Source organism: Terrimonas alba (assembly GCF_042434975.1).
Classification (GTDB): domain Bacteria; phylum Bacteroidota; class Bacteroidia; order Chitinophagales; family Chitinophagaceae; genus Terrimonas_B; species Terrimonas_B alba.
This window is the reverse complement of sequence record NZ_JBHMQM010000002.1, coordinates 642,486-665,287: the sequence shown is the minus strand read 5'-3', so window position 1 is coordinate 665,287 and position 22,802 is coordinate 642,486. Positions and strand designations below refer to the sequence as shown.

The 22,802-nt window shown below is 41.8% G+C and carries 20 protein-coding genes; 14 read left to right on the top strand and 6 right to left on the bottom strand.

The features are described from left to right. Positions 1 to 1,653, top strand: a complete 1,653-nt coding sequence (pgi, locus tag ACFEL9_RS07700) for a glucose-6-phosphate isomerase (RefSeq protein ID WP_385887958.1) — start codon at positions 1 to 3, stop codon at positions 1,651 to 1,653. 31 nt (positions 1,654 to 1,684) lie between these two features. Then, complete coding sequence (locus tag ACFEL9_RS07695) at positions 1,685 to 2,632, top strand: alpha/beta hydrolase (protein ID WP_385887955.1); 948 nt, start codon at positions 1,685 to 1,687, stop codon at positions 2,630 to 2,632. A gap of 47 nt (positions 2,633 to 2,679) precedes the next feature. Here the strand turns inward: ACFEL9_RS07695 and ACFEL9_RS07690 are convergent, their stop codons facing one another. The 4 genes from ACFEL9_RS07690 to ACFEL9_RS07675 all read right to left on the bottom strand — a co-directional run bounded on the left by ACFEL9_RS07690 (position 2,680) and on the right by ACFEL9_RS07675 (position 11,786). Then, complete coding sequence (locus ACFEL9_RS07690) at positions 2,680 to 3,141, bottom strand: DUF3276 family protein (RefSeq protein WP_385887952.1); 462 nt, start codon at positions 3,139 to 3,141, stop codon at positions 2,680 to 2,682. 164 nt (positions 3,142 to 3,305) lie between these two features. After that, entirely contained in the window at positions 3,306 to 5,168 is a 1,863-nt protein-coding gene (locus ACFEL9_RS07685) for an ABC transporter ATP-binding protein (RefSeq protein ID WP_385887950.1), read from the bottom strand. 468 nt (positions 5,169 to 5,636) lie between these two features. Next, positions 5,637 to 6,392, bottom strand: a complete 756-nt coding sequence (locus ACFEL9_RS07680) for a CHAP domain-containing protein (protein WP_385887947.1) — start codon at positions 6,390 to 6,392, stop codon at positions 5,637 to 5,639. 72 nt (positions 6,393 to 6,464) lie between these two features. Next, positions 6,465 to 11,786, bottom strand: coding sequence for a CHAT domain-containing protein (locus tag ACFEL9_RS07675; RefSeq protein WP_385887944.1), 5,322 nt, complete (start codon positions 11,784 to 11,786; stop codon positions 6,465 to 6,467). A gap of 347 nt (positions 11,787 to 12,133) precedes the next feature. Here ACFEL9_RS07675 and ACFEL9_RS07670 point away from each other — a divergent pair, with 347 nt between their 5' ends. The 9 genes from ACFEL9_RS07670 (at position 12,134) to ACFEL9_RS07630 (ending at position 19,199) form a co-directional block, all read left to right on the top strand. Next, positions 12,134 to 12,667 carry a GNAT family N-acetyltransferase gene (locus tag ACFEL9_RS07670; protein WP_385887941.1) on the top strand — a complete coding sequence of 178 codons (534 nt, stop codon included), beginning with the start codon at positions 12,134 to 12,136 and terminating at the stop codon, positions 12,665 to 12,667. A gap of 125 nt (positions 12,668 to 12,792) precedes the next feature. Then, positions 12,793 to 14,340 carry a S10 family peptidase gene (locus tag ACFEL9_RS07665; protein ID WP_385887938.1) on the top strand — a complete coding sequence of 516 codons (1,548 nt, stop codon included), beginning with the start codon at positions 12,793 to 12,795 and terminating at the stop codon, positions 14,338 to 14,340. 86 nt (positions 14,341 to 14,426) lie between these two features. Continuing rightward, positions 14,427 to 15,185 (top strand): prolipoprotein diacylglyceryl transferase, encoded by a 759-nt coding sequence (locus tag ACFEL9_RS07660; RefSeq protein WP_385888626.1) that lies wholly within the window; start codon positions 14,427 to 14,429, stop codon positions 15,183 to 15,185. Then, complete coding sequence (locus ACFEL9_RS07655; RefSeq protein ID WP_385887935.1) at positions 15,145 to 16,533, top strand: radical SAM protein; 1,389 nt, start codon at positions 15,145 to 15,147, stop codon at positions 16,531 to 16,533. Before ACFEL9_RS07660 ends, ACFEL9_RS07655 begins: the two co-directional genes overlap by 41 nt. Before the next feature lie 2 nt (positions 16,534 to 16,535). Further along, positions 16,536 to 16,733 (top strand): hypothetical protein, encoded by a 198-nt coding sequence (locus tag ACFEL9_RS07650; protein WP_385887933.1) that lies wholly within the window; start codon positions 16,536 to 16,538, stop codon positions 16,731 to 16,733. Between the two features lie 84 nt (positions 16,734 to 16,817). After that, on the top strand, positions 16,818 to 17,234 hold the full coding sequence (locus tag ACFEL9_RS07645; RefSeq protein ID WP_385887930.1) for a hypothetical protein: 417 nt from the start codon (positions 16,818 to 16,820) through the stop codon (positions 17,232 to 17,234). 149 nt (positions 17,235 to 17,383) lie between these two features. After that, positions 17,384 to 17,797 carry a DUF1801 domain-containing protein gene (locus ACFEL9_RS07640; RefSeq protein ID WP_385887928.1) on the top strand — a complete coding sequence of 138 codons (414 nt, stop codon included), beginning with the start codon at positions 17,384 to 17,386 and terminating at the stop codon, positions 17,795 to 17,797. A 7-nt stretch (positions 17,798 to 17,804) separates the two neighbouring features. Then, complete coding sequence (locus ACFEL9_RS07635) at positions 17,805 to 18,005, top strand: helix-hairpin-helix domain-containing protein (RefSeq protein WP_385887925.1); 201 nt, start codon at positions 17,805 to 17,807, stop codon at positions 18,003 to 18,005. A gap of 507 nt (positions 18,006 to 18,512) precedes the next feature. Beyond that, the gene (locus ACFEL9_RS07630) at positions 18,513 to 19,199 is read left to right on the top strand and encodes a hypothetical protein (protein ID WP_385887922.1); all 687 of its coding nucleotides are present in this window, start codon (positions 18,513 to 18,515) and stop codon (positions 19,197 to 19,199) included. 3 nt (positions 19,200 to 19,202) lie between these two features. On the opposite strand, the gene ACFEL9_RS07625 is transcribed toward ACFEL9_RS07630, so the two are convergent. Next, positions 19,203 to 19,655 carry a DUF4268 domain-containing protein gene (locus tag ACFEL9_RS07625; RefSeq protein ID WP_385887919.1) on the bottom strand — a complete coding sequence of 151 codons (453 nt, stop codon included), beginning with the start codon at positions 19,653 to 19,655 and terminating at the stop codon, positions 19,203 to 19,205. 315 nt (positions 19,656 to 19,970) lie between these two features. Here ACFEL9_RS07625 and ACFEL9_RS07620 point away from each other — a divergent pair, with 315 nt between their 5' ends. The 3 genes from ACFEL9_RS07620 to ACFEL9_RS07610 all read left to right on the top strand — a co-directional run bounded on the left by ACFEL9_RS07620 (position 19,971) and on the right by ACFEL9_RS07610 (position 21,308). Further along, positions 19,971 to 20,660, top strand: a complete 690-nt coding sequence (locus ACFEL9_RS07620; protein WP_385887916.1) for an aspartate/glutamate racemase family protein — start codon at positions 19,971 to 19,973, stop codon at positions 20,658 to 20,660. An 85-nt stretch (positions 20,661 to 20,745) separates the two neighbouring features. Continuing rightward, on the top strand, positions 20,746 to 21,054 hold the full coding sequence (locus tag ACFEL9_RS07615) for a hypothetical protein (protein WP_385887914.1): 309 nt from the start codon (positions 20,746 to 20,748) through the stop codon (positions 21,052 to 21,054). Positions 21,055 to 21,086: 32 nt separating this feature from the next. Further along, entirely contained in the window at positions 21,087 to 21,308 is a 222-nt protein-coding gene (locus ACFEL9_RS07610; protein WP_385887911.1) for a hypothetical protein, read from the top strand. Positions 21,309 to 21,395: 87 nt separating this feature from the next. Here ACFEL9_RS07610 and ACFEL9_RS07605 read toward each other — a convergent pair whose 3' ends face one another. Then, positions 21,396 to 22,736, bottom strand: coding sequence for an OmpA family protein (locus tag ACFEL9_RS07605; protein ID WP_385887908.1), 1,341 nt, complete (start codon positions 22,734 to 22,736; stop codon positions 21,396 to 21,398). Between the last annotated feature and the right edge of the window lie 66 nt (positions 22,737 to 22,802).

Sequence of the window (22,802 nt, the reverse complement as noted above, 5' to 3'; positions counted from 1 at the left end):
ATGTTACCAAAAATTAATCCAACTACTACCAACGCATGGTCACTATTACAAGAACATTTTTCAGAAATGAAGACCGTGAAAATGAGAACCCTGTTTGAAAGTGACAAAGACCGTTATCAAAAATTCAGCACCCGTTTCGATGATATCCTTTTTGACTACTCCAAAAACATCATCACCGATAAAACCATGGGATTGCTGTTGCAACTTGCGCAGGAGTGCAAATTGAAGGAGGCGATCAGCGCCATGTTCAATGGTGAAATAATCAATGCGACCGAGCACCGTTCTGTGTTGCATACCGCTTTGCGCAATTTTTCCAAACAACCCGTCTATGCTGAAGGGAATAATGTGATGCCCGAAGTGAAAAGGGTTTTACGCAAAATGAAATCTTTTTGCGAAGCGGTGCATAGTGGCGAACACCGGGGCTATACCGGAAAGCGGATAAAATATATTGTCAATATTGGTATCGGCGGTAGTGACCTGGGTCCATTGATGGTAACGGAAGCATTAAAGCCATACCAATCGCAGGACATTGAAACCTTCTTTGTCTCAAACATTGACGGTACGCATATCGCTGAAACATTAAAAAAAGTCAATCCTGAAAGAACGCTTTTCCTGGTCGCTTCCAAGACCTTTACCACGCAGGAAACCATGACCAACGCACATACGGCCAGGGAATGGTTCCTGATAAAAGCAAAAAATGAAAAACATATCGCCAAACATTTTGCCGCCTTATCAACCAATGAGAAGGAAGTAGTAAAATTTGGTATCGATAAGGATAACATGTTTGAATTCTGGGATTGGGTAGGCGGGCGTTATTCTCTATGGAGCGCCATTGGCTTATCGATTGCTCTGAGTATCGGCTATAAAAACTTTGAACAATTATTGAAAGGCGCCCACCATACCGATCAACATTTCCAGGAAGCGCCTTTTGATAAAAACATCCCGGTGCTGATCGCAATGATCGGCTTATGGTACACCAATTTCTTTGGATCGCAAACGGAAGCTATTCTTCCTTACGATCAATACATGCATCGTTTTCCAGCCTATTTTCAACAGGGAAATATGGAAAGCAATGGCAAAAGTATTGACCGGAATGGTGAGGCTGTGGAGTATGCAACCGGCCCGGTGATTTGGGGCGAGCCCGGTACCAATGGCCAACATGCGTTTTACCAGTTGATACACCAGGGCACACCTCTCATCCCCTGCGATTTTATAGCGCCTGCCCAGACACATAATCGTGTTGGAGATCATCATCAAAAACTTTTGTCCAATTTCTTTGCGCAAACAGAAGCATTGATGAATGGCAAGACAGATGAAGAAGCAGAAAAAGAGTTGGAGAAACAGGGATTAACACCCGAACAGATTTCAAAATTGTTGCCCTTTAAAGTTTTTGCGGGTAACAAACCGACAAATTCATTTTTACTAAAAAAGATTACACCCTTTACGCTCGGCCAGCTGATAGCCTTATACGAACACAAAATATTTACCCAGGGTATCATCTGGAATATCTTCAGCTTTGATCAGTGGGGTGTTGAACTGGGCAAACAGCTCGCTAATAAAATCCTGCCTGAATTGGAAACGAAAGAAGATGTCAGCAATCATGATGCATCGACTAATGGATTGATCAATGCGTATAAAGTGTGGAAGAAATAATTATCAATAAAGCCTTAAGGGGTCCGCACGAATGAAGCGAAAAAGTATTATTAAGCGTTTTTTATGGATAACACTAATACTTTTTTGCTTAATGAATTTGATCGCCTATTTACATGCTTATAAATTCACTCATTTCGACAAAGCGGGAGTTGTCAAAACTAAGGGAGCAAGTCATCTTTCGTTTGGCCAAAAATTGAAAGCTCTCTTTGCCGGAGTCAATAATCCCAGACCACAGGCTAACGAACTTCCAAACGAAAAATTTGAAACTCTTAAACTTAAAAGCAACAAAACAATTGAATGTTGGTGGGTCCCAACAGATGCTGCGAAAGGTTCGGTGATTTTATTTCATGGATATGGTGGTGAGAAATCATCTATGCTTGACAAAGCTGCGATCTTTAGAGAAATGGGATACAATACACTTTTGGTCGATTTTATGGGGGCTGGTGGATCAGAAGGAAATCAAACAACAATAGGATATTACGAAGCTGCTCAGGTAAAAACTGCGTTCGATTTTTTAAACAATAAAGGTGAGAAGAATATTATTCTGTTTGGAACCTCACTGGGAGCGGTAGCTATTATGAAGGCTCAAAAAGATTACCATCTAAAACCAACCGCACTACTATTGGAATGTGCTTTTGGATCGATGCTAAAAACCGTCCAGGCAAGGTTTGCATCAATGAATGTTCCATCTCTTCCTATGGCTGATCTTTTGGTGTTTTGGGGTGGTGTGCAGAATGGATTCAATGCCTTTGATCACAATCCAATTGACTATGCTGAAGCAATAAGTATCCCTACCCTGCTTCTTTATGGAGAGAAAGATGAAAAAGTATCAAGAAAAGAAATCGATGATATCTTTAAAAACTTAACAGGGCCGAAAAAACTAATTACCTACCCGTTGGCAGGCCATGAAAATTACCTGAATAAATATCGGGACAACTGGAAGGCAGATATATCGTTATTTCTACAAGGTGAAAAATAAAAATGCCTCCCAAAAGGAGGCATTTAATTATTTACACAAACAGGTTTTTACCATTTGTCAACTTCTTCCTGGCTGTTGTTTTGCACATCGGCAGCAGTTTCAGTTATAGGAGCCACTGCAACTGGTTCTACCTTTGGTGCAACACCATTTGTTTTAACCTCAGAAGCTGAAGTTTCTTCAGCCGCAGCCGCAGGTCCTTCTGCACCATATTCATCTACTTCATCGTGATTGAATGCATCAAAATCGAAATCAGGCATCAATTCTGTTTTCACATAGTCAACTGATTCACCCAATGCCTTGATAAATTTGTTGAAGTCTTCTTTGTACAAAAAAATCTTGTGCCTGTCATACCCGTTGTCATCAAAACGCTTACGGCTTTCCGTAATGGTCAGGTAATAATCATTACCGCGGGTTGCTCTTACATCAAAAAAATACGTTCTTCTCTTTCCGGCACGGATTCTTTTGCTGTAAATACTTTCCATTTTCTTGTCGTTGTTCTCGTACGCCACAATAGTTAATTTTCAGATTTAAAAAATACTTCCCTTTTTATGAAGTCACAAATATAGAGATGTTTTTGAAACAGCCAAAAGAGATTGAATTTTTCAGTAAGTTCCCGCGACCGGTCTTATCGTTGAATATGAATGGCTATAACCGGGGGATTCAGGACATCAGTTTATAGCATGTCTGCATATTCACCATTCTCCGGCGTACCCTTTTCTTCCTGTTGTTGCCGCTGGTATAAGGCAGCATAGAATCCCTTTTTCCCCAGCAATTCCCGGTGGGTACCCTGCTCTACTATTTCACCATCTTCCAGTACCACGATCTTGTCAAAATCAAATAAAGAGAATATCCGGTGAGTAATGATGATGGCGGTTTTATCCTGCAGGTATTCATTGAGGCTGCTGATGATTTCCTTTTCCGTTTTGACATCAACGGCGCTAAGACAGTCATCAAAAATAACCATGGCAGGATCTTTTATCAGGGCCCTGGCTATGGAAATGCGTTGCTTTTGTCCGCCACTTAATGTAACACCCCGCTCTCCAATCATGGTACTGTATCCTTCAGAGAAGCCATGGATTTCCTTATGAACATGGGCCTGCGTGGCTGCTTTTTCGACAGCTGTGGCCGTCGTTTTTTCCAATCCAAAACCGATATTATTAGACACTGTCTCACTAAACAGGAATACATCCTGCGGCACATAGCTGATTTGCTCCCTCAGGCTGCGTAAGCTGATGTTTTTTATATTAACATTATCCAGCTCCACTTTTCCTTTCTGCGGATCATACATACGGAGCAGCAACTGGGCGACGGTTGTTTTACCACTGCCGGTCCTTCCAACAATGGCGATCTTTTCTCCTTTGTTTACCTGCAAACTAAAATTCGACAAAGCCTTTATACCTGTATCCCGGTAAACAAAATCCACATTCTCAAACCGGATATTGCCCTGCAGTTTTAAGTCCACAGGCTTTCCGGGTTCTCTGATCGAAGGTTCTGTATCTAAAAATTCATTAATTCGTTTTTGTGAAGCAGCCGCCCGTTGTATCATACTTGCCGTCATACCGATGGCACTAACCGGGAAGGTGAGCATATTGATGTACATGATAAATTCTACAATTGTAGCCAACGTCACATTATGAGTGCCATTAATATAATAAAGCCCGCCAACCATTATCGTTAGCAATGTACTCAAGCCCACCAATAAAGTAATAGAAGGAAAATAGATGGCTTCCACTTTCGCCAGGCTTATCGCATTCTTCCTGTATTCTTCACTATTATTGGAAAAAAAGCCTAGCATCGCTTTTTCCTGCACAAAAGATTTGATAACACGGATGCCGGAATAAGATTCCTGGGCATTGGTGGTAAGATTTGAAAGTGAAGCCTGGATCCGCTCACTTTTTTTATGGATCATGTTATTGACATAGTAAATAGTGACAGCCAATATGGGTAAGGGCGCCAACACATATAAGGTCAATAAAGGATCTCTTTTGATCATAAAAAATAAAGCCAGCGAGATAACAGCAATCAGGTTGACCAGGTACATGATTGCCGGACCTGTAAACATTCTCACCCGGCTCACATCTTCGGCTATACGGTTCATCAGGTCGCCGGTGCTGTTTCGTTTATAAAAGGCTGTGTCCAGTTTTTGATAATGCTGGTACACCTCATTTTTCTGATCAAATTCAATGTGCCGGCTCATCACGATAATAGTTTGCCGCATCAGGAAAAGAAAGAACCCACGCAACAGTGCCAGCACCAATATCACAATGCCACATAGAACCACCACATTTGCGGGGCTATAGTTTACCGATTCCATCTTTGCAATGAACTGGTTTACCAATACGTCATAAGCCGGGCCATTATCTTTTGGTTTATAACCCGGCAGGTTCAATGACTTTTGCACAAAATCGATCACATACCCGGTGATCTGGGGCGTCAATACGTTGAAGTAGTTGGAAAGAAAAATAAACAGAACCCCTATACCCAACCGGATACGGTATTTCCAAAAGTATTTATAAACGGCCTTGAGATTTTTCATGCAAGTATGCAAGTTATAGAACAGCTGCGACAGATGGGCATCGTTTCGTGAACCCAGCTCAAATTTGAAAAGATTTTAACGCAATCGATCCTGTCAATAGCCTTCCCGTATACCAGAAGATGAAGTAAGAAAAAATCCGCCTTTATCGGTATGCTCTGTTCCTTTTGTATTAAAAAAAAACCGCCGACCTGCGAAGAGCAGACTAGCGGCTGGACGGTTCAACAAATCAGGAAGATAGTGGTTGTCTTGAAGTGGACGGGATTTTCAAGGACTAATATCTTTATTGTTTTCAGTAACAGGGTACGGATTAATGATACAAAGTAACGCCAGTGGCAGCCGCATACAAATAGAACAAGTCCTCAATTTGCGGTCATAATTACTACGAGTAAATTGTAGAGTAACTACTACACTTTATACTAACCTATTGATTGCAATCAATGATTTTGCAAAAATTGCAAAAATCTTTTGTCACTTGATGCGTCCGTAACCCAACACTCTATCCATTCTCGTTTTTACATAAGAGAAGCCGGCAACATTCGCAGCTTTGTTACCTTCTATTGTATATAGAAAACCATCCCTAAAATGATGTACTATTCCAATATGCCCGAAGCCGGAAGCCATGCTCACCCGCCACCATGCTACTATATCACCCGGTTGGGGTGACGTTAGATTGGCATCATAGATCAACCCATTTTTTTTTAGTTGATTGTAAATATTTCTCGCACCTGCATTATACCGGAATGGCATATTCTTTTTTTCACCGCCAGCAGCCTGCAAAAAACACCAACTGACAAAAGCAGCGCACCAACTATTGCCCTCATTCAATCCAGCCGGTTGCAAATATTTACGAACCCATGGCCCCATATTATTACCACCTTCCTCTCCCGCCCCTGCAGTCATTTCCCTAAGAGCGACCTGTAGTGCATTTCTGCCAACGACGCTACCGCCAAAAGAAAGCTCCGGCATGATACCATAATTAATAGCTCCACCTCCCACTTTATTGCGTGGATTTTTAAGAGCCCACCAGGTTATATCACCTACTTCGCCATCTATTTCAAGGGGAAGATTGTGCTTATCTAAATGACGGCTTTGAAAATTCCTCACCGCCTTGTAAGTAGCCGTATCAAAAATGCCGGTGACCGGGATATTATAATCCAGCTCCCGTAAAATATTTTGCAGCTCTGTTACTGCAGGCCCCTGGCTTCCTTTTTTTATAAATGTCATGGCTAAAAAGTTTGAGGTTTGAGGTAGAAAGTGATACCAGTTGCCGGTTACCGGTAACTGGCAACCTGTAACTCATAATATCCTTTCCAATTGATTTCTCATATCACTGATCTTAGTTTTCATTGTAATAGCTGTTTTCTTTTTACTTAGCGACAGTGCGTCCGTTAAAAAATCAAAATGATCTATCTCGCCCAATTTTTTCCCCTTCGATCCGGCCTTATCCCAGGTTTCTTTATAGAGATCAAATGTTTCTTCATAAGAGGGAAGTTTTGGTCTGCCTGTCTTGTAGTCGAGCATCAACAGGCACAGCCGGATATTGGCAGCAGATGCCCATTCCCAGTAACTTAATTCATCGGGTGAAGAGCTGGTCAATGCATCCAACATATTATCGAGATCTTTGACCGCCTCTTTAATAGCAGGTAAATTATATTCCGTGTTTTCCATTTTTACGACCTGTCCCCATTTTCTTACCTCCAGCAACACAAGAATGTTTTCAATCTCCAGCCAGTTGGTCAGTGAATAGGCTTCTTTCTTTTGATTATAGGCTTTATAATATTGCAGGGCGGCCTGCTTATAAGCATTTACTTTTTGGGTCTTCACTGAACTGATCAATGCTTTGTCCTTATAGGCGCTGCCCAGCATGTTCAACCGTTCGGAGGTAGGACTGTAATTGATCAGCAGGTTTAAGTCGTTAATTACATTATCAACCTTCGCCAATAGCTCCTGCTGGTTGTTTTTATTTTTTCCATACTCACTCACATAAAACTTGGGCCGGATATTGCAATACTTTTCCATAGCCGAAAAAGAGAAAGAGGCATTTTCCATTCTCAGCAGGCTTTCATACTTTATCATCGCCTGTTCATACATGCATAGGCCGCCATAGATCAGGGCCTCTAATTCTGTTATCTCACCATTCCGGATATTAGCCTTATCAACGGCTGTGGCTATAGCGTTTAATTCGGCCAGGTGTGCTTCAGTGGTGTAACCGGCTATTTCCAGTTTATTCAGCAAATTGCTTAGTTCTATTTCAGCCTCCCGGGCGATGACAAATTCTTTCGGTGGCTGTTTTTTATAACCCCGTCTCAGGGTATAAAACTGGTCGCCATAACATTGGTAAGCCCCCCAGGTATTGGTGTATTTGTATTTTTCATAAATAACCTTCCGGGCCTGCAATACGGCCTGTCCAAACTCATCTCCATTAAACATGCATTGATAAAACACATCGGTGAACTCTAATGCTGCTGCATCGTCCACGGCCCAGCCTGCAGCAATCACTACTTTTACGCCGTTCTCGATCAACTGCGTTCCAATATTGGCTGCCAGCTTAAACCGGTTTCGATACAAGTTTTCGGCGGCGCCATCTGTTTTGCCCAAATAACAACAATTCACAAAAACCAATTCCGGAACCGAACTCATCTGGCTTATTTCACGGGTTGACAAAAAAACATTATCACCGATCAGCATTCCTGAACCCTTCGATGGATCTTCGTTGAATACTCCGTGTCCTGCGAGGTGTATGATCTTGTAATCATCACTAAAAAGAGCCTGGATAATATCCGATACAGATCCCCGGGATATTTTGGTTGTCGAAAAATCGGTGCTGCTTAAAATTTCATTCACCAACTCCCCTTCCTGCAAAGCTCCCTGCAACTGGTTGACAAATCCTTTCAGGTCAGGATCGGCGATGATCAGTGCTGAGTCTTTTGAGACCGAATTAATCTTCATTCTATAATCGGAAGTTGCTAACTGGCGAACCATTCCGGCATTAATGCACAAGGGCTTTGCATTATGGGTGCTATCCTGTAACAACTCCCAGGGATAAGAAGCGGTATCCTTATCCACGATCCAATTGATATTTGCTTGTTTTTTTAACTGCTCTTTAAAATCATTTGGCACCAGCAATTCAAAAATTGTTTTAGCCAATTGCGGCGTCCATTGATTATTCCCTGATAAATCATTGATCAACTCCTGGATCATTTCACGGCTGGTAAATAAATCCCGCTGTTCTTCCCTGGCCCCGCCTGTGGAGATATTAAACTGCATGCCTTTGATCCTGGCTGCTTTTATTTCATACTCTTTCAATTTTACGTTGATCCGGGTCCACCATTCGTCTGTATTATCCAACGGCAATCTTTCTCTTGCCCCCAATAGTTTTTTAATCCGCTTTTTTTCAAACACTATGTTTACAGTATAATCGTCTTCTTTTTCTATTTCATTTAAAACGTAGAGACAACCCAATGCCCGGTCCTGGTATTGCTCAATAAATTCCAGGTGAGTAATGGTCTTGGCTCCCTCTCTTAATGTTTGCCGGATTTTAGTATTGGCATTTTGCACTCCCATTACAATGGCCCTGATCGATTTTTCCACCGACAAGCCACCGTAGGAACAAGCTATGGCCAGTGATGAAACACCTACCTGTTGTGTATCCACGCCGTTAGTGGTATGCGGAGCCTTACTGTTCACGTATAGTAAATATTTTGCCACGCCCTGTTCAACACTTTGTGTAAGCTGGTAAGCCGTCAACGAACCGGGATCTCCGAGCCCCACGATAATGGCTCCATTAAAATCTTTTTGATGTGTAATCACTACTTCGCTGGTACCAATTTCTCCCGGATAAAGTCCCAACTGGTATCGTTCGGTTAATACACCCCTCAAATTATAGTCAATAGCTTTTTCCGCATACAGGATACCATCATTTATAAAGTGCCCTGCCAACAATGGATAAGAAGAGTATTTCAGGTCTCCGTTGCTGATCGAAACACGAATAGGCACTTCACCAGCTTCTATAACTTTCTCTTCGCCTAATCCCAGGATAGTATTCTCCACACCCTCGGCTGAAAGATCAAAATCATTTACGACCGGTGTTCTGAATTGTAATTCGGCGCCGCGGATCACCGGTTTTGTTTTCTTTAATAACAGAGTAGAACCATGCTCCAGTATCTCATCGATGCTTTTAAAGAGCGAAGGATCATTGGACAATGCACCATGAGAAGCATCGGAATAATAGACCGAATTATTTTCAATCATTTTTTTAGGAATACCTGTTTCCCATGTCACACTCTGGTCTCCAGCCGCCGTGCTGAAAAAAACAAGATTGTTATTTTCATCTATTTCATAGCCGGAGGGAGTTGAGTTATCCCTGCCAGCTATATAAACAGCATTGGAGTAGTCAATATTTTTTACATTTTCATTAATAAAATCACGATAGGCCTTGAATGTATCCAATTGCTTTTTTGCAGGAATGGGCCAGGCGGCATCGCCATTAGCCCTGCTCATTTTTTTCCAGGTTTCTTCTTTGGCAAAATCATTTTGATCATCATCCGATAAAGGCAATAAACTTAACAAGCCCGGAAAGTTGGAAAAGATTTCCAGCAATTGCTTTTTGCTATGAAAGATGTCGATCTTGCTGATCTTATCAATAATGGGATCTTTACCGTACAATACATACGGAATGCGGAAAGAGCCACCCAGCGGTGAACCCAAAAACAAAAGCCGAAAGCCACTTGAATTGTTTAATCGCTGCCAGGTATCCGGGTGTGTTAAAATAAAATCACGAATCAGCACACCACCCATGGAATGCCCGATCAATTTGATCGGTTGACCATACGCCAGTAATTCAATGATCTTTTCATTCAGCAATTTGGCACAATCATTCAGTTGCTGACGCCAGTCAAATGCAAAGGTGACCACATCATAATTAGTACTTAAATGATCTGCCAGTTTTTTGTACGAAGTTTTGATCAGCGATGGAGCATCCACTCCTTTCTCAGAAATCCGCAAATCATTTAGTTCACCGCCAATAAAGCGGAAATAATTTATCCAGATCAGTTTTCCATTCTTTGACAAATTGGAACCCATGATGCCGGGTAGTAAAACAGCAATAGGGCGTTTACCGGTAACTGTATTTTTAAATACCTGCCCTCCGTCCAACTTCAGGATAGCATTGCGATCGGCCAACATTGATGCGCCCTGTTCTAACTTCACAAAGCCGGGTATCAGTGCATGATCCGTTGTCCTTAGTGCATCCAGCAGGGCCGTATTTGTTTTAGGATTTTTGAAATAATGAAAATGATCTACGGTGGTGCCTTCGTCAAAAAAATATTGCATCATGTTCAACCGCTTTGCGCCATTGTACATGGAAGCCGTATTTACGACAAGATCATTCTTCGAATCAAAGAAAAGCTTACTGGCTAGTACCACAAGAGCTTTAAAGCTTAAATTGACACGGCTGTTGCCTGAGATAACGGCCAATGGACTATCGATAGCTGCAGCAGGTCTTGGATAATTTAATACTTTGATAAACGGTGAATCAGGATTCATGGCTTCGAGACCCGGTAGCACACTCACATCTTCTTTACAATCCACTACGGAAGCCAGCAGGTTTTTAAATGAATTATAGATAGGATTGGCAGGGCCTCCTATTGCCAGGCCAATTAAATTAAAAGTGACATTAAAAAAATTATCAAGCCTGTCAGATGCCAGCGTAGTACCACTGGCCGGGCAGGCAACACGAATAAATTTTTGTACCGAAATATTTTTTTCTTTCAGCGCATCTTTAATGGCCTTACTATATTTTATATCCTCATCCCGGCCTTCTTTTTTTAAGTAATTCATTTCTTCCGCAGAGAAACCTGCATTGTTTTCATCGTCGACGCAAAACCGGGAAAGAATATCACCGACCAAACCGCCGCGGGAATGACTGATCAGATGGAGAACGGCATTGGAAGGAAGTTGCTTTACCAGTTCAGCTACATTTTGCAAAGGACTTTTGGTAAGCGTCTCATGTTGGAAGGCCAATACATTTTGATCATAGTTTTGAAAAATATATTTCCATAATTCAGTTCCCGTCAATTCGCCAAATGATCCGCTGGTTGATGAATTAGTGCCATGCAGGAAAAGCAGGAACGGCTTGCTGTTGCTGACAGGAATATCTTTAAAAAACTGGAAGCCGGCATCGAGCCTGTATAAACCACTTTTGTTATCCAGTTGTTTTTTTTCAAGGTCAATAGCTAGTTCCCGTACTCCCTTTTTTAGGTTCTTTTTGGAAAAAATCTTCAACAATTTCAATGCTACTGTTCCAATCCCCCGCTCATCAGCAGTGGATTGAATGTAATAAGGGATTTCAAAGTCACTGTCAACAGACCGGCTTTTAAGAGCTGCGGCCTCAGGGAAAACATCCTGGATCGTTTGATCAGAACTAAGCCAGACCGTATTGTCTTCAAATACAAATTCTATTACCTGGTCTTTTTTTAGCTGAATGGTGTGCCGCTCTGCTTCACCCCTTGTGGAACCCCCTAACAGGTAAACTTCTTCCAGTTTAAGATCATCGGCTGATTCAAAGGTCGATTGGCTGGGTTGTTTTTCACCGCGGATGGTGATCTTGTTAATTTTCATATTCTACAGGTTGAGGTTATGCGATTTCAATTCATCAATTACAAGTTAATGAATACTACAACCAGGCCTACGATAGAAAATAATTGCAATAGACTAAACCAGCACAAGTTCTACTACTATTGCCAAAGATGTTTATAACAGTGAGAAACACAAGTTTTCGAAGAGTCACGAAAAATTGCAGTGTAAAAATTAAGCAAAAAAAATGAGGTGGCAATACCAGCAGGTAGATGTATCAATCAGAGTTGAAAAATTTAAACAGAAGCGGGAGAGTTTCTGTTGCCAATCTATTGTAAGAACACCTGCCAACTGTAGTCATCGGCAATAACCTCAATTCCTTAATTTCGGCAATGGCTATATCAATTGCAACCAACGAAGACATTCCTGCACTGGTTCAGCTTATCAACAGTGCCTACCGGGGTGAAGCATCCAAACAAGGGTGGACCACTGAAGCTTACCTGCTAAAAGGTGAGCTTAGAACTGATGAAGACAGCCTGGCTTCGATTTTGGAAACTAAAAATGCTGTGATGCTGAAAAATGTTGCAGGCGATGGCTCCATTACCGGGTGTGTATACCTGCATAAACAGGAACGCGGATTGTACTTAGGCATGTTGACCGTGTCACCGCCTTTACAAGGCGCCGGCATTGGTAAGAAATTGCTGGCTGCCGCCGATGAGTATGCTAAAGAAAATAATTGTTCCTGCATTTTCATGAATGTGATTTCTCTCCGTTCCGAGCTGATTGCCTGGTATGAAAGACATGGTTATTATCAAACGGCGGAACGCAAACCTTTTCCCAACGATCAACGCTTTGGCATTCCTACGCAACCGTTGGAATTTGTGATCATGGAAAAGAAAGTGACGGAGGCCAAAAGTGAGAAGTGAAAAGCTAAAAGTGAAAAGTGAAAGGTCAAAAGTGAAACCGGATTTTCACTAGTTCATCGCCCATCATTATTTGCAGGTTAAAATTTTTTGCCACAATTTTAGCTTTAATAGTAAACCTACCGGATATGAGAAAAATTGTCCTGCTTATTAGTTTGATTGTTGTCAGTTGTCTGCAATTAATAGCCCAACCAAAACCATCTTCCCCGGCAACAGCCGATGAAAAACCCGCTGCAAAAGAAGAAAAGGTTGTATTACCCAATATTATTTTCAATCCTGATAAAAATGTAGTCACCGATCATACCACTACCATCAAGGGGCACCGTATTGCTTATAAAGCCACAACAGGCACCATGCCGGTTTGGGATGAAGAAGGAAAATGTATCGCCGGTTTATTTTATACCTATTATGAACGAAGCGATGTAAAAGACAAAGCAATAAGGCCCCTGGTGATATCGTTTAACGGCGGACCCGGTTCTGCTTCTGTTTGGATGCATATCGCCTATACTGGTCCAAGATTGTTGAATATCGATGATGAAGGTTACCCGGTGCAGCCTTACGGCATTAAAGAAAATCCTTATTCTATTTTAGATGTCGCTGATATTGTTTTTGTCAATCCCGTTAATACTGGTTATTCAAGAGCGGTAAGCAAGGATATACCCGGCACGAAATTCTTTGGTGTTCGTGCCGACATCAAATACCTGGCTGAATGGATCAACACCTTTGTGACCCGCAACAATCGCTGGGCTTCGCCAAAATACCTGATCGGCGAAAGCTATGGCACAACCCGGGTATCGGGCCTTGCACTGGAACTGCAGAATGCACAATGGATGTACCTGAATGGTGTGATATTGGTATCCCCCACCGAACTGGGCATTGAACGTGATGGTCCTGTTGATGCGGCGCTACGTCTCCCCTACTTTGCGGCAACGGCCTGGGATCATAAAATGTTGCCGGCCGATCTGCAGCAAAAAGACCTGACAGCGATGTTGCCCGAAGTAGAAGAGTTTACGATGAACGAACTGATACCTGCTATGAGCCGCGGTAGTTCGTTGACTGATGAAAAGAAAAAAATGATCGCTGAAAAGATGGCCCGCTATTCCGGCCTGTCATCAAAAGTGATACTGCAACACAACCTGGATGTGCCCGTCATTTTTTTCTGGAAAGAATTGTTGCGGGATAAAGGATTTACTGTAGGCCGCCTTGACTCCCGCTACCGGGGCATCGATCGTGAGGATGCGGGTGACGGTCCTGATTTCAACGCTGAGCTGACATCCTGGTTGCATTCCTTTACCCCGGCTATCAATATGTATCTGCGCAACGAATTAAATTATAAAACCGACCTGAAGTATTTAATGTTTGGCAATGTAAGTCCCTGGGACCGCACGGGCGACCGCACCGGTGAAAACCTGCGGCAAGCCATGGCACAAAATCCTTTTTTACATGTGATGGTTCAATCCGGTTATTATGATGGCGCCTGTGATTATTTCAATGCCAAATACAGCATGTGGCAAATGGACCCCGGCGGTAAACTAAAAAACAGGCTGAGTTGGAAAGGCTATCGCAGCGGGCATATGATGTACCTGCGCAAACAGGATTTGGAAACGGCCAATGAAGATATCAGGGAGTTTATTAAGGCTTCTACTCCGAAACAGGGAGAGGCGGCGAGGTATTGAGCAATTGCATTGTACTAAATCATTCTCTAGACTGAATTTGTTCAGGCGTATAATCCTTAAAACACCGAACCTTGACAATACCATATGTGCCGATACTTTTTGGAGTAAAAATTAATATCCATCTTATATTCGAATGGCTTGCTTTTTTTATTTCATTTAGATATTATGTTTATTTACGGAAACAAAATCAAGACCACATATCAGGTAGAAACAGACTTTCCATAATTCTTGGGGCTATAATCGGAGCATTTATTGGCTCGAGGTTGGTGGGATTCCTGGAAAATCCTTTAATCACTTTTAACGCTAACAACATAATCCAGCTACTTAATGCCAAATCTATTATGGGAGGTCTGTTTGGTGGATTAATTGGTGTTGAGACCGCAAAAAGAGTAATAAATGAAAAACACTCTTCAGGTGATCTTTTTACATTTCCCATCATAATTGGAATTATAATAGGACGCATCGGTTGTTTTTTAAGCGGCACCAACGAATTTACATATGGTTCGACAACAAACCTGATGACCGGAATGGACTTAGGAGATGGGCTATTGAGACATCCTACTTCTCTGTATGAATTGATTTTTCTGCTTGTGCTTTTCCTGGCTCTAAAAAGATTCAAGACCTTGCCATTGATAGAAAGCGGTTTGTTGTTTAAGTCTTTCATGATTTCATATTTTGGCTTTCGCTTTCTCATTGAGTTCATAAAGCCAAACGTCTTTTTTGTTTTAGGAATGAGTAGCATTCAATGGTTATGTATGATATGTTGGATCTATTACCTCAACACGTTTAAGAAATTAGTAAAAAATGCCTACCAGAAATTATACTTACTACGATTACACAATTAGCCTGTGTCCAGAATGTTTAAAGCGAATAGATGCAAAAATTGTTTTTGAAGAGAACAATGTCTTCATGTTAAAACGATGCCCTGAGCATGGCAATTCTAAAGTTTTAATAGCAGATGATAAAGAATATTACAAAAGGATCAGGAACTACAATAAACCTTCTGAAACGCCCTATAAATTCAACACCAGTACCCACTATGGATGTCCTTATGACTGCGGTTTATGTCCGGACCACGAACAACATTCATGTCTGACTGTAATTGAAATAACAGACAGATGCAATCTTTCCTGTCCAACTTGCTATGCGGCTTCTTCCCCTACACATGGCAGACATCGAACATTTGAAGAGGTCAAAGCCATGTTAGACACGATCGTGAAAAATGAAAAAGAACCGGATGTAGTGCAAATAAGTGGCGGGGAACCAACTATTCATCCCCATTTTTTTGATATTCTTGATTATGCAAAATCACTACCAATCAAACACCTCATGGTGAATACTAATGGTATTGAAATTGCCAAAAATTTTGAATTTGCAGAGCGTCTGAAAAGCTACACCCCGGATTTTGAAATCTATTTACAATTCGATTCCTTTAAAGAAGAGACATTAATGTCTTTGCGGGGAGCAAACCTCAAAAAAATACGGGAAAAGGCTATTGAATATTTAAACAAATTAAATCTTTCAACTACTTTGGTCGTTACCCTACAGAAAGGATTAAATGATGATGAAATAGGCAAAGTAATTGATTATGCTCTAGAACAGAAATGTGTACGAGGGGTTACTCTCCAACCAACGCAAGTGGCCGGCAGACTTGCCAATTTCAAAAATGGATCTGATAGAATTACCCTAACAGAAGTCAGACGAAAGATACTTGAGCAAACAAAAGCATTCGAGCCTGATGACCTGATTCCAGTACCGTGCAACCCGGACGCCTTAGTAATGGGATATGTGCTGAAATTAGAAGGCAAAATTATCCCTCTTACCAGATACGTCAATCCGGCGGATTTACTCGACAATAGCAAGAATACAATTGTCTACGAACAGGATGAAGAACTGCACCAAAAAATGTTCGAGATTTTCAGCACAGGAACTTCAACAGACAAAGCTTCATCTAAATTACATACCTTACTCTGTTGTCTTCCTTCTGTGCAGGCACCAAAACTCAAATATGAAAATCTTTTTAGGGTAATAATTATGCAATTTATCGATGCCTATAATTTTGATGTCAGAGCAATCAAAAAGTCCTGTGTGCATATTGTAAACAAGGACAATAAGATTATCCCCTTTGAAACAATGAATCTTTTTTACAGGGACGATAAAAATCTATATTTAGAAAAACTTAGATCGTTTTAAAAATGGTATTATTAGAAATGGGTGGTATACTATCGTTAATCATAATAGTTTACCTGATCTGTCATAGCCCGGCAATTATCTTGTTGATCGTCGGTTTAAACAGGCTAAAAACCAAACCAGAAAACGCAAAAAAATTACTGATCATCGCCGGTATCTATTTTTTAATTGGAGCCGGTATCTGTGGAGCACTGTTGACCTAAAAGCCGAGCGAAACAAGAAATTGCAAGTTGCTATACCGAAATAAAATAAATGGCATCGAACCTAATTGGCAAACCTTTGCTAACATGTTTAAGGAGCTTGTATTTACGAATGAAGGTATTTCAAAAGTAATTGCACAACTCTCACTAATGAAAAGCGCCAGGTTATCAATTGTGACGGAAAATCAAAATGCTCTTAATAAAGCAGAGAAACTAGCCAACCTTATTTCTGCAACTCTTACAACAGAACCTGATTTCCATATCGAGAAATACGAAAAGTTTGAGAACTCTTACAAACTTGACTTTGTCATAAGATTTGAAGGCCTACAAAGTTCAATTATTGAAAGTATAGAAAAAACGGATAGGCTTTGCTCTCCCTGGAATGTTAGACTAAATCGCAGCCAAAATGAAATTGAACTAACATTTAATAAGTCGGCTAATGCAACATTCTCTAAAAATGAGTTTAATGTTATTGTTTGGGCCAATTGGGCGGTTAACGAGTAAAACGGCCTCGCCATGTTTCGTATCCCCACGAAACATTCAAATAATATATTTTCGGTTTGGGAGACACAAACCGGGGCAACAGAAAAACAGAGAAACTGATTAATTTAAAGTCTTCATTGGTTCGATCATTCAAATTTCAACCAGCATCAATGCCCAAATCAAAAGACATCCACAATCCCGCGGCTGTTACAGCCTATATTCAAAAACTCGATCCTGTATTTGCAAAAGCCATCGAAACGTTGCGGCAGTCAATACTCGGCGCTGGCAAGGAAATTGGTGAGCAAATAAAATGGAACTCACCCAGCTTTTTCTATACCGGAGAAATGAAAGCCTTTAATGCCAAAGAGTACAAACGGGACATCGTAGTGATGAACCTGCACAAAGGAAATATCCTGCTGGTGTTCCCGACCGGTGCCACAATCAAAGACAGCAGCGGTTTGCTGGAAGGCGATTATAACGACGGCAGAAGATTAATGCGCTTCAATGACCTGGCCGATATCAAAGCGAAAAGCAAAGCCCTGCAAACCATTATCAAAACCTGGCTGAGCCAGGTGGAAAAATAAAACTGCTATGAAAACGAATGACGAGCTTCCGCTGAAATTAGCCAAGCCTGCTCAACGGGCACTGGCGAATGCGGGCATCACTTCACTGCAGCAACTGGCAACACACAGCGAACAGGAAATTGCTTTGATGCATGGCATCGGGCCGAACGCATTACGGGTAATCAAACAAGAATTAAAAAAGCACGGATTATCATTTACGAAAAAATAATTGAGCAGGAAGCAACAAAACCATTCAGCAATTTTCCGGATCAATCTCTTTGCTGCTATCTTTTTGCATCAAGACCAATATTGCAACGTTTAGATGAAACTGGCCAATCGCTTCTCCATTTTTATCTGGCATAGTTTTTTTACCTCTACCGGTAAATTATACATTATGCAAAATTGGTTAAGAACGTTACTGGCTGGTTACGGTGCTTATAAATGGGGCGGCGGCTGCTTAGGCTTTATCGTCGTGTTTGCCTTATTATATTGGTTATTGGGTCATTGCTAAGTTTTCCCTGAAAATTGTTGATTTTTTTACACAGATGCGCTATTTCAAAAAGCCAGTTTGTTTGGCCTATTGAGTGTATCGAAATATTGACAAGCAAATGGTCAGCCTTCGGCAAGCGCAGGCTGGCGATGGTTTTGACTGTCTCTTTTCAGGCATATAAAATAAGCCGGCTTATTTTGCGTTGTTGGGATTGTTAAGTACATTAACAGTCCAAAACCTGTCTGCATGAAATACGCTTTTTACCCCGCTTGTTTGCTGATGCTTGTGTTGGCTGCTTGTGAAAATTCGGGCGGTGGCATCCGCCGGGAGCAAAACCTGAAACCGCTTAGTATCCCTTCCAATGCAGGCACTGCCCCGGCAACTACACAGGGGCCGGTACCGGTAACGCAAACTCCTCTTCAACTCGACAGCAAATCCCCCGTTGCACCGGCAGTTGTTGCCAATCCTTCTGCCCCGGTAGTAGGATCCAAACTTAACCCGGCTCATGGTCAACCCGGTCATCGTTGTGATGTAGCAGTAGGTGCTCCTATACCTGCAACTGCCCCGGTTTTAAATACTTCTTCAATAAAGCCAGCCGCAAACAATGCGGTTGCTACAACAACGCCTGCAATCACGCCAGCCACGACGACTTCAACTGCACCGGCATCCGGACTGAATCCAGCTCATGGAAAACCCGGTCATCGTTGTGATATTGCCGTCGGCCAACCACTGAATAGTCCGCCAGCCGCAAAAACAACTACTTCCCCTGTAGCGACTACGGCTCCTGCTTTACAGGCATCACCACTGCAAACAGCCACGACAGCCGCTACGCCGGCTAATGGTTTGAATCCGGCACATGGTCAGCCCGGACATCGTTGTGATATTGCCGTAGGCCAGCCACTGAGTAGTGCACCGGTTAAAAACAAAAAGTAAGGTTCACAGAAATCCTTCTTTTACCAGGCTCCAGAAATTATCGAGCGCCAATATCCGTGGTTTTAAGAAAGAAATGATAGCCGGCCAATCAGCATTATTAAAAATATTGACGCCATTGATTGTTTTACTGATGCGGGACACCGGTTTCCCATCTTCGTCCGTTCCGTGTAGTTTCCACTCCCATTCTTCCCGCAGCGTATCGTGAAATATATTTTTCAATGCAACAAATTTTTCAAAATATTCTTGTTGCAATGAAAGTTCAGGATGACGCATCTCGATAGCAATACTGGCCCGTTTATTATCAGCATCCATTCTGAAATAAAGATGCCTGACGCCGGTTTTATAATTCAACCAGTTTACCGTTTCTCCTTCCGCATTGGGCAAGGGACGCATGTATTGCCCAAAGCTTGTCCAGAAATTTTTCCGTAGCTGAGATGCTTCGTGCCTGCTGTACATGTCGGCAAAATAATTACATGCCTTGTATACCAAAAATTTATTTACCGACTGGGCTAAAGAAGGAAAATGGTCTATAATTCCTTAGTGGACTTTGCGAAAAACCTGTCTGCCGACAGGCAGGGCTTTGTGTTGCTTTGCGGTTAGATCTTCTTTTACCGCAAAGGACGCCAAGAAAAATACGCAAAGAGAACAAGTTCGATATTGGCCAAGTCAATGGAAATTTACCCTGGCACCTCAAAATAAGAATTAGCCATCGACTACCAGATCGGCTTCGATCGAAATCAATTCATCTATCTTTATCGAAACAATTATTAAATGAAAACAATCGGTCTTATTGGCGGATTAAGCTGGCTTTCTACTATCGACTATTACCGCATGCTGAATGAACTGACTAATGAAAAACTGGGTGGTGTATCATCCGCAAAAATCATTTTATACTCCGTCAATTTTGAAGAAATAAAACAATTGACAGAACAAGGACGCTGGGACGAAATAGAAAAGCTAATGACGACGATTGCGCAAAACCTGCAAGCTGCCGGCGCTGATTGTTTGTTACTCGGCGCCAACACCATGCACAAGATAGCTGATGATATTCAGCGATCGATCAGCATCCCGTTGATCAATATTGCAGCGGAAACGGCGAAAGAAATAAAACAGCAGCAATTACAGACAGTAGCATTGATCGGTACGAAATACACGATGCAATTTGATTTTTATAAAAACAAACTGGCAGACCAGGGCATTATGACCATCATACCCGGAGTGGAAGATATTGAGTTTATCAACACTGCGATTTATTCAGAAATGGGGAAGGGGATTTTTTTACCCGCCACTAAAGAAAAATTCCTGGCGATCATCGGGAAACTGGCTGGGCAGGGAGCACAGGGAATTATTCTTGGCTGCACAGAAATTCCGATCCTGGTCAAACAAAGCGACTGTAAAATACCGCTGTTCGATACTACAAAAATACATTCGGCTGCCGCTATCCGTTTTGCTCTCTCGTAAAGTTAATTTGGCATACAATTATATATTTAAAAAGGAAGAGCTTTCGGTAAAGGCTACCGGACTCCTTAATAAAATAATTTGAAGTATGAAAAATAAACGGCTTCGCAATTATCTGCAACAAAAAGCGACCATGAAAGCAAACAGCCCCATAAAAGCTGGCACCATACAAACCCTCCCGGATAAAAGGATAGACCAGGATTTTGTGGGTTACCCGCATGCACCGGCAAAAGAAGAATTGATCAACCCCAAAACAAAAGAGCAGAAGAAAACAGCCGCAGTGGATGTAAAAGACGGCGAAAAGATGGACCAAAAGAATAAGAAAAAACAAACCAGTGAGGAAAAATCGAATGGCTCGGCCAACGCTTTTGAAGGTAGGGAAGAAGTAAAAGAATGATGATTGACTTCAACAAATAAAAACCATATACAATGAGCCAGGCATTTGTAAAAGAAAGTGAAGAGCAATGGTTACATGATGTGTCACCTGCTCTTTCCGCATTAATCATCTACCTTACCCGGGAAAACAACGGCATCAGGGTATACGAAAAAAATAATCACTTCAGTAAAAAATGGGGACGGGAAGTACATGTGATGAGCAATGGACTTGGATATGCAAAGGATGATGAAGGAAAATGGTTTATCGCGGAATGAATGAACGGGATACAGGATGCGGATGACAACTAGTGCAATAAAAAAAGACTGCCTTTTGAGACAGTCTTTTTTTATTGTGTTCTTACTTTAGAAGTAGTTCAATTTTAATTCTACCCGACGGTTCTTTTGACGACCCGCTGCTGTTTTATTATCTGCTACCGGCTCTGTTTCGCCATGACCAACTGATTCAAGCCTGCTTTCATCTACACCTTTTTTAACCAGGTAGGCCTTTACTGCAGCGGCCCGGTTTTCACTAAGCTTTTGGTTAAATGCATCGTTACCTACATCATCGGTATGTCCGTCTATTGCCAGTTTCAGATCAGTATTTTCTTTCATGATCTGTGCCACTTCATTTAATCCCTTAAATGATTTGCTTAGCAAAGTAGATTTACCCGTTGCGAAATAAATATTCTGTGCAGCATAGTTTACTTTTTTCACCACTTCTTCTTTCACTTCCGGGCAGCCCTGGTTTTCTTTTGTACCTGCCAGGCTAGGACATTTATCTTCCGGATCAGGAATGCCATCACCATCTGTATCTACAAACGGACATCCCTGGTTGCTGGCAGGGCCGGCTTCAGCGGGACATTTATCTTCCTCATCATTGATGCCATCTTTATCTGTATCGGGAATCGGGCATCCCTGGTAACGGGCAAGACCGGCCGCCTCAGGGCATTTATCTTCTTCATCATTGATGCCATCCTTATCACTATCAGGAACAGGGCAGCCTTCATATTTCTCCAGACCGGGCACTGTGGGACATTTATCAAGACTGTCACTAATTCCATCCTTGTCGGTATCTGCAGGTGGAGCCGGTGGCAACGGTTTTAATGCTGGTTCTTTCTTTTTACCAATTCTGCCGGCAATACCAATTTGATTGAAGAAATGGTGCACGGCAGTTTCTGTCGTAACGGGAACCCTGTATTGAGACGTAGCAAATATATGTGCGTCGTCAAACAAGTTTAATTTTATTCCAAGACCTAATGGTACAAATGCTCCAAAATAGGTACCGCCATACATTTGCGCACCAATGCCTGCTATAGCATAAGGTTGCACCCAATATTTTTCGGAAACGAGTTTGAAATTTAAAGCGGCATCTGCTTCCAGTAAAAAACGATCGCCGGAAGTAGCTGTGCGGTTAGGAAGATTAAAACTTGGAAATGTACCGGCAAGTGTACCTGAAAAATCCATTAATCTTCTCAATCCTTTAAAATAACTGATAGCAATGCCGGGCGACATATCTTTCAACTTTGCCCAGTTACCTTTATTCAAAACACTTGAGAGGGAGGTAGAACGGATACGGTCAGCAGTCTTAAAATCATTTAACAGAAAACTTACTCCAATTGCTGCGGGCCTTATTTCATCATCCTGCGAAAAACCTGCAGGACCTGTTAAGGACAGCACCAATAAAACGGCAAATATCTTCTTCATAAGCAGAGGGTTTTGTTTTTAAACTAAACAAAAATAGCGGGTCTGTTTTATTTGTTGAAAAAAATA